Source organism: Candidatus Eisenbacteria bacterium (genome assembly GCA_013140805.1).
Taxonomy (GTDB): domain Bacteria; phylum Eisenbacteria; class RBG-16-71-46; order RBG-16-71-46; family RBG-16-71-46; genus JABFRW01.
Map to the genome: position 1 here is coordinate 1 of JABFRW010000165.1, position 12,816 is coordinate 12,816.

The window sequence follows — 12,816 nt, forward strand, 5'->3', positions numbered from 1 at the left end:
ACGACTGGGAATCGGCGCGTGTCGCGCGCATCGTGGGCGAGCCCGACGACGAACCGCCGGTCGCGAGTGCGCCGGCGAGCGGGTCCGCAAATGCTCGCGCGTCCAAGTCCGCCGCGACGACTGCCGTGCCCCGCGACGAGAGCAAGCGCCAGCGCGCCGAGTCCCAGAAGCGTGACCGTGAAGTGTCGCGCATCGAAAAGGACATCGAGGCGCGCGAAACGCGCTCCAAGGTGCTCGAGGTCCAGCTCGCCGATCCCGAGCTCTACCATGACGCCGCCAAATCGCGAGAGATCGTGGCGGAGTACGAGCGGCTGCGCGCGGAGCTGGAATCGCTGTGGCAGCGGCTCGGCGCCCTGAGCTGAGCGCACCCCCGCGTTGACCCGTGGGTCGCGCGACGTCTATCGTGCCGCGCCATGGCCGACGTGACCCTGCGCACCTACGTTTATCTCGATTCGCTGCAGCCGCAGTTTGCCGCCTTCATCGGCACGACCGCGCGCGGCTTCCTGCCGGTTGCCGGCGTGGCTGCAATGTTCATCGAGACCGCCCCCGGCCTGATCATCAACCGCATCACCGACGTGGCGCTCAAGGCCACGCAGGTCACCCCAGGCATCATGGTGGTCGAGCGAGCATTCGGATTGCTCGAGTTCCACCACGACGACAAGGGCCAGGTGAGGCTCGGCGGCCAGGCGGTGCTGGATCACCTGAAGCTCGCCGAGAACGATCGCGTCAAGCCGAAGGTGATCTCGGACCAGATCATCCGCGCGGTCGAGCCCTACCACGCGCAGCTCATCAATCGCATGCGCTACGGCGACATGCTGATCGCCGGCGAGTCGATGTTCATCCTCGAGACCGAGCCGGCCGGCTACATCGCGTTCGCCGCCAACGAAGCGCTCAAGACCGCGCACGTGAAACTGCTCGACGCCTCTCTGTTCGGCGCCTACGGCCGCCTCTATCTGTCGGGCTCCGAAGCCCAGATCGACGCGGCCCGCATCGCGGCGATCCAGTCGATCGAGGGGATTCAGGGCAAGGCTTCGTAGCCGGACTGGAGCCAACTCCCGTCCGAGCGCAGATTCCGTTCGCGCACCTGCTGCGAGGTACAGAAGTCGTTTCCATGACCGTGTTCAGGGCGTAAACTCGGCGCTCGCTCAATTAATGAGGAGACCGCCGTGTCGCGCACGCATTTCGCATCCGTTCTGACTCTTCTGGCCCTGTCCGCGCTCGCACCGCGGCGCTGCGGCGCGGAGCTGTCTTTCGCGGCGCCGTACATGATCGAAGCCGCATCGGGCATCCGTAACGTCGAGGTCGCGGACTTTGATGCGGACGGCCGGCTCGACCTCGCGTACGGCGCGGCGGGATCGCTGCAGATCCGGTTCGGCACGGCGTCGTTCCAATTTGATCGACGCACGTCGTACGCCCTGCCGGGAATCTCGGGCCGCATCGAGCGAGCCGACCTCGACGGCGACGGTCGGCAGGACCTGATCGCGGCAAGCTCCGGCCGCGTCGCGGTGTGGCTCGGCTCCGCTGGCGGGGCGTTCCAGCCTTCGGTCGAGTACCTCGTCAATGGAACGCCCTGGAGCATCGTCTGCACCGATCTCGACGGCGACGGCCACCTCGACCTGGTGACTGCCAATGACGCGACGGGACTCTCGATCCTGCTCGGGGCGGGCGATGGAACGTTTGCATCGGCTCAGCACCTCGCCATCGCAGGTCGCGCACGCGGATTGGCCGCGGGGGATCTCGACCTCGATGGTCGAGTCGATCTGGCAACCGTCGGCTTCGGGCCGGTCTCGGTCCTGTTCGGACGCGCCGCCGGCGGGTTCGAGTCACCGGTGCTTCTGCAGGCCGGGTCCTCGACACTCGGCGTCACGATTGGAGACGTCGACGAGGACGGAATCCCGGATCTGCTCGCCGCCAACACCGGCGTGGCGGACCTGTCGATCTTTCGTGGCCGCCAGGACCGGGCATTCGCAGCGCCGATGCAGGTCGCGTGCGCACGGGGTCCGAACCATGTGACGATCGGCGATGTGGATCTCGACGGGCACGTCGACCTGATCGCTTCGTGCAGCACGGATGAAAGGATCACGGTGCTGAGAGGCGTCGGCGACGGCTCGTTCCCGGATCGCGCCGACTATCTCGGAGGCTACGCGCCGAATTCTTCGGAGCTCGTAGACCTCGATGGCGACGGCGAGCATGACATCGTCGCCGCCCACGTCAGCGGAGGCACGATCGGCCTCCTCAAGGGACGGGGCGCAGGGCGCTTCGTAGAAGTGCGCCGAGTCGCGACCGGCGACTTCCCCACCGGCGTCATCGCTGCGGATCTCAACGGCGATGCTCGACCTGACCTCGTGGCGACGAATCCGCTCGAGAATCGCCTCACGGTGCACCTGGGGCTTCCCGACGGCGGCTACGAACCGATGATCGTGCTCCCCGTCCCGCGCGGTGCGAACGAAGTTGCGGTCGGCGACCTCGATTCCGACGGGCGGCCGGAAGTCCTGACCCTCGCCTACCTGCCCATGGGGGTCGTTTCGATCTTTCCTCGCGTGCCCGGCGGCGGCTTCGGCGCGCGTGTCGACTACCCGGCGGACGCGAGCGCCACGTCGATGGTGGTCGCCGATGTGAACGGAGATGGCCGACGCGACGTGGTTGTCGCCAATGCGCACGGGTCCACGTGCGACTGCGGGTGTTACTCGCCGAGCACGGTCTCGGTGTTTCTCGGCGCCGGCGACGGCACACTCGGAGCGCGGACCGATTTCGAGACCGGATACCTGACTTCGCGCGTAGCAGTCGCCGATCTGGATCACGATGGCGATCTCGATCTGGTGCTCGCCGGGCCCGAGGAAATTGCCTGCTCCCACGGCTCTCAATCCGTCGGCGGCTGGATCGTGGTGCTCGAAGGTCGCGGGGATGGGAGCTTCGAGGCGTTCAGACAAATCGAGCGAGGGATCGGGGCATTGGTGGTCGACGACTTCGATCGCGACGGGAATGCGGACCTCGTGGCCGCGCGCTCTTACTCGACCGTTGTGCTCCTGCGCGGACGGGGCGAAGGCACCTTCGCGACCGGTCAGGAGTTCCAAGCCGGCCCCGGCGTGGGACCTATGACGGTCGCCGACGTGAACGGCGACCACATCCCGGACGTCGTGATCGGGAACTCTCCGCGCATGGTCTCGATTCTGCGTGGCACGTTCGCCGGCGACCTGGCACCGCCGATCGCGTTCGGCACCGAGGGACAGCCCTTCGGCATCGCCGTCGCCGACTTCGATCTCGACGGGCGTCGCGACATCGTCACCGCGGCATTCGCCGAGGACGCGCTCACGCTCCTCATGAACGACACGCCCGACCTTCCCACGGCGGTCACGATTTCTCTGGTTCGCGGCGAGTTGGTCTCGGGACGGGTGAAGATCTCGTGGCACGCACTCCACGGAAGTGTCTCGTCGGCCACCGTGTCTCGACGCGCGCCTGTCGGACAGTGGGCCGAAGTCGGCGCCGGACGGATCGCCGGTGATCGGATCGAGTTCGAGGAACCGATTCCCGGCAGCGGACCGTTCCGCTACCGGCTCGGCTACCGCGAGGCCGGCGAAGCGGCCGAGCAGCTGGCGCCCGAGGTTTCGATCGAAATCCCGAGCGCCCCTCGCCTGGCGCTGGAGTTCGCGAATCCGGTCGGTTCCGGGCTCGGCGCACGTGTCGCCGTGACGCGATCCCCCTTGAGTTCAGCTCGGCTCGAGCTGATCGACCTCGCCGGACGCCGCCGCTGGAGCCGCGAGATCGCGGCCTCCGATCCGGCGCGTCGCGACGTGACCCTCGACTCGGAGGCGGTGCCGACGGCCGGGCTCTACGTCCTGAAACTCATCCAGGGCAACGAGGCCGTCGTCCGCAAGCTGATCGTCGTCCGATAGCGGTCGAGCGGTCGAGTCGACTCTCGATCTAGAACAACTCCCGCTGCGGCCACAGCGACTTCCAGTCGATCGGCTCGAGACCCAGACGGCGCTTCATCTCGTTGGCGCTCGAGGGCGAGTGCCCGGCCCAGTGGTTGTTGAAGTAGCCGTACACCTCGCGCACCTGCGGAAGCACGCGCTCGAGGTCGGCCTGCCACGACGCGAACGAGTCGGCGCGATCGATCTGGACTTCGTTGAAGCGATCCAGATCCGCGCGATTCCCGATCCAGCGCAGGTAGAGGAAGTCGGCGGTCACCTGGGTGACGCGCGGCAGCGATCGCCACTCGGTCCACGCGAACGCGACGCGGTGCTTGCGTAGCAAATCGAACACCTCTTCGCGATGCCACGAGGCATGCCGGAACTCGACTGCGAGCCGAGCGTCCTGCGGGGCCGCGGCGAGGAAGCGCGCCAGCACGCCGTGACTGCCCTTGTCGCGCGTGAACTCGGCGGGCAGCTGAACGAGCAGCGGGCCGCGGCGTTCACCGAGTGGTTCGAGTGACGCGACGAACGCGACCAGATGCTCGGCGATGTTCGAGAGCCGCGCTTCGTGGGTGATGCGCTGCGGCACCTTGGCGGTGAACCGGAACGTCGACGGCGTGTGGCGCGCCCACGACCGCACCACCGAGGCGCGCGGCGGATGGTAGAACGTGGTGTCGAGTTCCACGGTGTCGAACACCTGCGCATAGAACGGCAGGTAGTGCTCCTGCTTGGAGCCCGGCGGGAAGAACGTCCCGACCCAGTCGCGCTGCGACCAGCCCTGGGTACCGAGCCGGACGATCGCGCTCACCGCCGGATCGTGAGTCCGCGCGGGCCCACGTACTCGGACTGCGGGCGGATCAGCCGATCGAGCGCGTGCTGTTCGATCACGTGCGCACACCAGCCGGCCACGCGGCCGCACGCGAACATCGCGACGAAAGCGTTCGGCGGCAGCCCGAGCGACTGCAGCACCAGTGCGGTGTAGAACTCGACGTTGGTGCGCAGGTTGCGGCCCGGTTTGTGCCGGTCGAGCACGCGCAGTGCCGTGTGCTCGACATGCCTTGCGAGGTCGAAGAGCTTGCGGTCCTCGAGCTTCGCGGCCGCCATGCCGTCCGCGACCTTGCTCAATACCTCGGCGCGCGGGTCTCGCACCTTGTAGACGCGATGGCCGAATCCCATCAGACGCCGGCCTTCCGCGAGTTCCTTCTCGAGCCACGGCTCCGCGTTCTCGGCGCTGCCGATCTCGACCAGCATGCCGAGGACCGGCCCGGGCGCGCCGCCGTGCAGAGGGCCCTTCAGCGCCCCGATCGCACCGGTCACCGCACTGGTCATGTCGGAGCGCGTGCTCGCGATCACGCGTGCGGTGAACGTCGAGGCGTTCATGCCGTGGTCCATGACCGTCGCCCAGTAGGTGTCGAGTGCGCGCGCTGCGATCGCGTCCGGCTCCCGCCCGTGCACCATGTACAGGAAGTTCGCCGCCAGCCCCAGATCCTCGCGTGGCCGGATCGGCTCCTTCCCCGCCGCCATCCGCAGGTGGGCGGCCACCAGGGTCGGACAGCGCGCCGCGAGCATCTTGGCCTGCGCGTAATCGGCCGCGGGTGAAATGTCGTTCGGATCCACGACGTCGAGCGACAGCGTCGCGACCGCCATCCGCAGCGCGTCGATCGGGGGCGCCGCGACGGCCGAACGCAACACCGACAACGCAATCGCCGGCAACTCGCGCAGTGTCGTCAGCTCGCGATTCAGCGTCGCGAGCTCGGCGGGATTCGGCAGGTGGCCGCGCCACAGCAGGTGCGCGGCCTCCTCGAACGAGGCATGGCCGGCCAGCTCCTCGACCGAGTAGCCACCGATGATGAGCTGGCCGGCCTGACCATCGACGTGCGACAGCGCGGTCTGCGCCGCGACCACGCCGTCGAGTCCGCCTGCCCCGCCACTCATCCGCGGCGCTCCATCGGTGTATAGGGCCGCAGCGTCGCGCCGGTGTAGATCTGGCGCGGCCGCGCGATGCGCGTCTCCGGATCGCGACGCATCTCGAGCCACTGCGCGATCCAGCCCGGCAGCCGCCCGATCGCGAACATCACGGTGTAAGCGTTGACCGGAATTCCGAGCGCCTTGTAGATGATGCCCGAGTAGAAGTCGACGTTCGGGTAGAGCTTGTGGCTCACGAAGTAGTCGTCGCGCAGCGCGATCTCTTCGAGCTTCATCGCGATCTCGAGCTGGCGGCTCTGGATGCCGAGCTTCTTGAGCACCTCGGCGCACGACTGCTTGAGGATCGCGGCACGTGGGTCGTAATTCTTGTAGACGCGATGCCCGAAGCCCATCAGGCGGCTGTTGTCCTTCTTGTCCTTCGCCTTGTCCACGAACGACTGAGCGTCACCGCCCTCGGCTTCGATGCGTTCCAGCATCTCGATGACCTGCTGGTTCGCGCCGCCGTGCAGCGGTCCCCACAGCGCGCTGATACCCGCCGAGATGCTCGCGAACAGATTGGCGCGCGAACTGCCGACCACCCGCACCGTACTGGTCGAGCAGTTCTGCTCGTGATCGGCGTGCAGGATCAGCAGCAGATCGAGCGCTCGCGCGAACACCGGATCGACTTCGTACGGTTCGGCCGGGGTTGCGAACATCATGTTGAGGAAGTTCGAACAGTAGTCGAGCCGGTTCTGCGGATAGATCGAGGGCTGACCGATCGAGTGCTTGTACGAGTAGGCGGCGATGGTCGGCATCTTGGCGATCAGTCGCACCACCGTCTCGTGCAGCGTCTTGTCGGTCTCGGGATCCTGGTAGAACGTCGCCAGCGCGGCGACCGCAGCGGCGCACACCGGCATCGGATGCGCATCCTTCGGGAACGCCTCGAAGTAGCGGCGGAAGTTCTCGTGCAGCAACGTGTGGCGCGAGACCTCGACGTCGAACTCGTCGAGCTGCGAGCGGGTCGGCAGTTCGCCGTGGATCAGCAACCACGCGACTTCGAGGAAGGTGCTGTTCGCCGCAAGGTCCGCGATGTCGTATCCGCGGTAGCGCAGGATGCCCTGCTCGCCGTCGATGAACGTGATGGCGCTGCGACACGATCCGGTGTTTCCGAAGCCCGGATCCATGGTGATGAGGCCGGTCTGCGCGCGCAGCGTCTCGATCACGACGCCCATCTCGCCTTCGGAGCCCCGGACCACCGGAAGCTCGATCGTCTTGCCCTCGAATGACAGGGTCGCCTTGGTGGCGACACCGGGGGCGCCGGTCTGGGTGGACACTCGAAACCTCCTCGAAAGAACGCGCGGGGCTGCAGGCCGAACCCCGAAGTCAGTGTCGTCTGAAGTGCGCGCGCATCTTAGGCGTGGAACCTGCGCGAATCCAACCGCCGCCGCGGGTTACGTCGCGGTTATCGGCTCCGCGGCACCGTCACGCGAGAGCGACGTTTCGCGCCGCGAGCGAGCCCGTCAGGAAGGGCACGAGACTGCGCGCGCCCCGGCGGAGCCGAATCGCGCCATGAACTCGGCCGTGTGCTGGCCGAGTGCCGGCGGTGGGAATTTGAGCGGCGGCCGACTTCCATCCGACTTCCAGGGCAGGTTGAAGAGTGCGGTGTTAAATCCCTGCCCGGACACACCTTCGGTGACGAGCCCCCGGCGTCTCAGCTCCGGCTCCGCGACGACGTCCGCGACCTCCCGAACCGGGCCGGCCGGCACTCGCGCCGCGCCGAACCGCGCCATCCACTCCGCGCAGGTGGCGCCTCGCAGCCGCGAGCCGATCAACGCGATCACCTCGGCGCGGTCGAGCACGCGACCGGCATTCGTCGTCCAATCGATTCGAGCACCCAGCTCCGGAGCGCCGATCGCGGCACACAGCCTCTGCCACTGCTCGTCGTTGCCGACCGCCACCACCAGCGCACCGTCGGATGCCTCGAAGGTCTGATACGGCACGATCTGCGGATGCGCGTTGCCGTAACGCCGCGCCGGCTTGCCGGTCGAGAGGGCCGCCTGCGCCACGTTGACGAGCGAGGCGATCCCGACGTCGACTAGCGACAGATCGAGATGGGCTCCCGCTCCGTGCCGCAGTCGGCCGATGTAGGCCGCGAGCATCGCGGCCGCCGCGTGCACGCCGGTCATGACATCGATGACCGCGACTCCGACCTTGAGCGGTGGCCCGTCGGCCTCGCCGGTGATGCTCTGCAAGCCGACGAATCCCTGCAGCACCGCGTCGTAACCCGGCAGCATGGCCCACGGTCCGTCCTGACCGTAGCCGGTGATCGAGCACACGATCAGCTCCGGATGCTCGCGGCGCAGCGTTGCGGCATCGAGGCCGAATCGAACCAGCGCGCCCGGCAGGAAGTTCTCGACCACGATGTCGGCGGCGCGCGCAGCGTTGCGCACTGCGGCGAGCTGCGCGGCGTCCTCGAAATCGATCGCGGCACTGCGCTTGTTGCGGTTGACCGACAGAAAATACGCCGAGGTCTCACCGATGAACGGCGGCCCCCAGCCGCGCGTCTCATCGCCACTGCCGGGCCGTTCGAGCTTCCACACGTCGGCTCCCAGATCGCCGAGCATCTGCGTGGCGTAGGGCCCCGCGAGCACTCGCGACAGGTCGAGCACCGTGACGCCCTCGAGCGGCAGCGGTGTGGCGACAGGAGACGTGCTCATCGCGGCTCGGTCAACAGCTCGACGCGATGCCCGAACGGATCCCAGAATGCGATCCCCGCGCCGATCGTTTCGGTTGCGACCTTGGCGGCACCGAGGCGTGCACGGGCGACGGCCACGGCCGCCTCGTCGGACACCCGCAGCTCGAAATGCGCGAGCCCCGCCGCTCCCGATGGCGGCGGCGGAGCCCCGTCACCGGCCCAGGTGTTGAGACCGACGTGGTGGTGATAGCCGCCGGCCGAAACGAACGCCGCCGAGTGGCCGAGCCGCTGCATCAAGTCGAAGCCGAGTACGTCGCAGTAGAAACGCTCGGCCCGCGGGAGCTCGGAGACGTGCAGGTGAACGTGGCCGATGCGGGTTCCGGCCGGCATCACCGGCAACGCAGGATCGCCGCGTTCGAGCACCAGCGCGTCAAGATCGAGGGGATCCGTCTTCATGGCGAGCCCCGCCGAAGTACGCGGCCACTCCGAGACTTCACGGTCACGGTAGATCTCGATGCCGTTGCGTTCGGGATCGACCAGGTAGAGGGCCTCGCTCACACCGTGATCGGAGGCACCCTGCAGCGGCGTGCGCGTCTCCGCCAGCCGCGCCAGCGATCGCGCCAGATCGGCGCGCGACGGTACGAGGATCGCGAAATGGTAGAGCCCGGTGGTGCCGGGTGCGGGCACCGCGGCGGGATCGCCGTGCAGCACCAGGAGCTCTGCGTCGGCAGTGCCGAGTCGCACGGTCGCGGCATCGCCCGAGCGATCGACGAGCCCGAGCCGTTCGCGGTAGAAAGCCGCCGCGACGTCGGGTTCGCGCACGCGCAGATGAACGCTCCCGACCCGGGTGCGGGGATCGAGCCGAGCCGCGCTCACGTGCCGCTCAGACGCGACCGGCCAGCTCGTCTACGTAGGCGTCCACGTCGAGCGGCTTGCCGGTGGCGCGCGCGATGGTCTCGCGCCAGTCGAAGCGGCGACCCAGCGCGTAGTATTTCTCGCGCAGCGTGCGGCCGATGTCGGGGCTCGAGACGTAGCGCCCCCACGGATCGGCGCCGGGGCCGATCGTGTCACGCAGCAGCCACGCCTGAAGCTGAGACGCCGTCATCTCCCCCAGCAGGTAGTTGTGGTAGTAGACCGGCGCAACGCTGAAGTGAATCTTCGCCGCCCAGTCGGGCGCCGTGCGGCCCGCGGGGCGCTTCAAGTTCTGGAAGCGCTCGACCAGATCCCACCACAGGGTGTCCAGGTCCTGGCTCGGGTCCCTGTAGAGCGCGCGCTCCATGTGACACATGACGAGCATCCAGCGCGTCTGCACGACCAGCTGACCGCGAATCGCGCGCGCCAGCGCCGCCGCCTTTCCCTCCGCCTCCGCCGCCGGTGCACCTGCATAACGCACCAGCCACTGCGGGTTCTTCGACAGGCGACCGAACAGCATCGCGGAAGCCTCGGTGCAGGTCAGATGTGCGTAGGCGCGCAGGAAGTAAGGCAGTGACGGATCGACGTACTTGTCGTACACCGCGTGCCCGAACTCGTGCAGCATGGTGCTCATCCAGCCCTCGTTCGAGCGCAGATTGCAGAGCACGCGGATGTCGATGCCACGATCCATGCTCATGCAGAAGGCGTGCGGACACTTGCCAGCCTTCTCGTACAGATCGGAGCGGGCCAGCAAGTCGCCGATCTCGAATCCCACCGCCTCGAAGTAGTTCTGAGTGAGCGCCTCGAGCTGCTTGCCTTCGAAGAACGGATCGAGACTCACCTCGGCGGCCGGCGCCTCCTGGAAGAACGGGTCGCTGTAGTGCCACGGCGCCAGCTCCTCGGCCTGCACGCCGAACCGCACGGCCAGGCGCTGGTCGAGGTCGCGCTTGTACTCGTGCCAGATCGGCCGGGTTCCCGCCTCGACGCGATCGAGCAGCGCGAACAACTCGGTCTCGTCGAACTCGTCGAGCGTCAGCATCATCGAGTAGTAGTTCGGAAATCCGATCAGCCGCGCCGACTCGTTGCGCAGCCCCACCAGCTTCAACAGGTCGCCACAGACTTCGGCTCCGACCTGCTTCGACGCCTCCCACGCGCGGCGACGCTTCTGCGAATCGGTCGAGTGCCGCAGCACCTCGCGCAGCGCGTTGTCGCTGACGGCTTCGCCGTCGAGCTGAGCCCGGAATCGATTGAACCGCCCCTCGAGCTGCTTCTCGAGCGCGACGATGCGCTCGATGTGAGCCGGCGGAATCTGCTGCGAACGATGCTCGTTGTAGAGCATCGCGAGCTGCCGCGCCAGCAACGGGTCGGTCACCCCACCGCTGCTCCGTGCCTCGTCGAGCACCCGGAACGACTCCGGACGGGCGAGCACTTTGCGGATGCGGGTCTCGAGCTCGGCGCTCTCGCGCTCCGCCGACGCGTCACCGCTGACCTGAAACTTCCAGGTCGCCTCGTGGTACTCGAGATGCAGCGGGATCAGCTCACGTTCGAGGTCGGCGATAAACTTCCGTATGACGGCCTCGCGTGCGGCATCGGTGCGGGCGGTGGCGTCCAAGCGTCCTCCGGATCGATGGGTCCGACGGCAGATCTCAAAGTGGAGCGTTCGAATCGGCGCAGCCTACCGGATCAGCCGCGCGAGCGCGCCCGCGCCGGGCGTGCGGTGATCGCGGCGTAGAACTCCGGGCGGCGATTCGCGAACAGCGGCGTGACCGAGGTGAGGCGCTTGCGTCGCGCGAGCGCGAGGTCGCAGTCCGCCGCGTGCGCAACGCTGTCACGCACTCCGGCCCGCACCATCACCCGGCCCCAGGTGTCGACGAGCTGCGAGCGGCCGGTGAACGCGACCCGGCCGGCGGGCCGCACGTCCGCGCCGGTGCGGTTGGCGGTCACCACATAGAGCTGGTTCTCGAGCGCGCGGGTCCGCATGGCTTCCTGCGCATGCTGGAACACCAGGTTCGACGGATGCGCGATGACGTCGGCGCCCGCGAGCGCGAGGACTCGCGCCGCTTCGGGGAATCGCCAGTCGAAGCAGATCAGCATGCCGACCCGTGCGGGGCCGACGCGCGAGACTTCGAGCGCCAGGTTGCCGGGCTTGAACCAGTGGCGTTCGCGCTCGAACAGATGGAGCTTGCGGTACACCGCCTTCACTCCCGACGGGCCGACCAGCATGGCGCTGTTGAACGGTCCGCCACGCGCGGCCTCGGCGAAGCCGGCGATGTAGTGGCGGCGCTCGCGACGTGCCGCCGCTTTCAGGGCGCGCGCCGTGGCTCCCGACGCCGCATCCTCGGCCAGCGAAGCGACCTCGGCGTGCGATGAGAAGACGTATCCGGTGCTCCACAACTCCGGGAGCACCACGAGGTCGGCGGCGACCGGAGCGGCGAGCGCGAGGCCGCGTTCCAGGTTCTCGTCCGTGCGACCGAAGCTCGGGCGGCCCTGCACGAACGCGACGCGCAGCGAGCTCATCGCGCCGCGGGTCCGGTGGCCGTTCGTCGATTGCGCTCGAGCATGCGCGCAGTGTGCACGCGAGCGCACCGACGGACAACTAGGCGGCGCGTTCCTCGCCCTCGAGCGGGGACAGCGGCGCTCCGGCACTCTCCGGCAACTCGACCCCGACCACCGCCGCGTTGTGAATCAGATGAATGGCGCTCGGCGTGAGCAGCGGGAAGAATTCCCAGTCGTGCTGATTCAGAAAGTCCGAGAGACGCTGCGTTTCGCGCGCGAGCGGCATCCAGACCCGCCCGACCAGGGCGGTGCCGTCGGCCAGCCGGACCTCGGCGTGCTCCTCGCGCCACGGCAGGAAGCCGCGCGCAAACACGTCGGACTGAGCGACCTGCTTGCCGGCCGTGATGCGCGCCAGGCGATGCTTGTTGAAGAGCTGGATACGGCCCTCGGCGCCGATTGCGACCGCCAGGAAGCGCGCGGGCTCGTTCAGCTTCTCGAGCACCGTCTGATGCCGGTTTCCCGACGGATCGAGGTCGAGGAACACCGAACCCTGTACACCCGGCACGTGGTCGGACCACAGCGTGACGGGAATGCGACGCTTGGGAATGTAGTGATCCATCCTGGACCTCCTGCCTCGAACTTCGGCTTCACGGGCGCACCGCGCCCACAAGCAATCCGCCTGCCGCCGTCGCATCGTTGCGACGAACGACCTCACCACTGGCGATTGCGGCGGTTTACGCGATCTCCATCACCGACGGTCGTGCGTTGTGCACGATTCGGCACGCGGCAGGCTGCGCTTCGCAGCGCCCGACCGGCCGCTTTCGATCCGGTCGCGACCACCGTCCGACCGCCGCGGTGCCGGTGACGCGGCATCGGGCTGCTATGGTTGCCGTGTGC

General features: G+C 68.0%; 11 protein-coding genes. 3 read left to right on the top strand and 8 right to left on the bottom strand.

Features of this window, described 5'->3' with window-relative positions:
- The 3 genes from HOP12_12810 to HOP12_12820 form a co-directional block, all read left to right on the top strand.
- The coding region (locus HOP12_12810; GenBank protein ID NOT35028.1) for a hypothetical protein at positions 1-362 on the top strand (362 nt) is incomplete at its 5' end.
- Positions 363-413: 51 nt separating this feature from the next.
- On the top strand, positions 414-1,037 hold the full coding sequence (locus HOP12_12815) for a hypothetical protein (GenBank protein ID NOT35029.1): 624 nt from the start codon (positions 414-416) through the stop codon (positions 1,035-1,037).
- Between the two features lie 129 nt (positions 1,038-1,166).
- Complete coding sequence (locus tag HOP12_12820; protein ID NOT35030.1) at positions 1,167-3,893, top strand: T9SS type A sorting domain-containing protein; 2,727 nt, start codon at positions 1,167-1,169, stop codon at positions 3,891-3,893.
- 28 nt (positions 3,894-3,921) lie between these two features.
- On the opposite strand, the gene HOP12_12825 is transcribed toward HOP12_12820, so the two are convergent.
- The 8 genes from HOP12_12825 to HOP12_12860 form a co-directional block, all read right to left on the bottom strand.
- On the bottom strand, positions 3,922-4,719 hold the full coding sequence (locus tag HOP12_12825; protein NOT35031.1) for a DUF72 domain-containing protein: 798 nt from the start codon (positions 4,717-4,719) through the stop codon (positions 3,922-3,924).
- Positions 4,716-5,846, bottom strand: a complete 1,131-nt coding sequence (locus HOP12_12830) for a citrate synthase/methylcitrate synthase (GenBank protein NOT35032.1) — start codon at positions 5,844-5,846, stop codon at positions 4,716-4,718. Before HOP12_12830 ends, HOP12_12825 begins: the two co-directional genes overlap by 4 nt.
- Positions 5,843-7,105: a citrate synthase gene (locus HOP12_12835; protein NOT35033.1), complete on the bottom strand. Its 1,263-nt coding sequence runs from the start codon at positions 7,103-7,105 to the stop codon at positions 5,843-5,845. The genes HOP12_12830 and HOP12_12835 overlap by 4 nt, the downstream gene beginning before the upstream one ends.
- 231 nt (positions 7,106-7,336) lie before the next feature.
- A complete protein-coding gene (locus tag HOP12_12840) occupies positions 7,337-8,533 on the bottom strand; it encodes a CoA transferase (GenBank protein NOT35034.1) in 1,197 nt (398 codons plus the stop codon).
- The gene (locus HOP12_12845) at positions 8,530-9,387 is read right to left on the bottom strand and encodes a VOC family protein (protein NOT35035.1); all 858 of its coding nucleotides are present in this window, start codon (positions 9,385-9,387) and stop codon (positions 8,530-8,532) included. Before HOP12_12845 ends, HOP12_12840 begins: the two co-directional genes overlap by 4 nt.
- Before the next feature lie 7 nt (positions 9,388-9,394).
- The gene (locus HOP12_12850) at positions 9,395-11,035 is read right to left on the bottom strand and encodes a peptidase M3 (protein ID NOT35036.1); all 1,641 of its coding nucleotides are present in this window, start codon (positions 11,033-11,035) and stop codon (positions 9,395-9,397) included.
- 71 nt (positions 11,036-11,106) lie between these two features.
- Complete coding sequence (locus HOP12_12855; protein NOT35037.1) at positions 11,107-11,940, bottom strand: acyltransferase; 834 nt, start codon at positions 11,938-11,940, stop codon at positions 11,107-11,109.
- Positions 11,941-12,019: 79 nt separating this feature from the next.
- The gene (locus HOP12_12860; GenBank protein NOT35038.1) at positions 12,020-12,538 is read right to left on the bottom strand and encodes a hypothetical protein; all 519 of its coding nucleotides are present in this window, start codon (positions 12,536-12,538) and stop codon (positions 12,020-12,022) included.
- Positions 12,539-12,816: the final 278 nt, after the last annotated feature.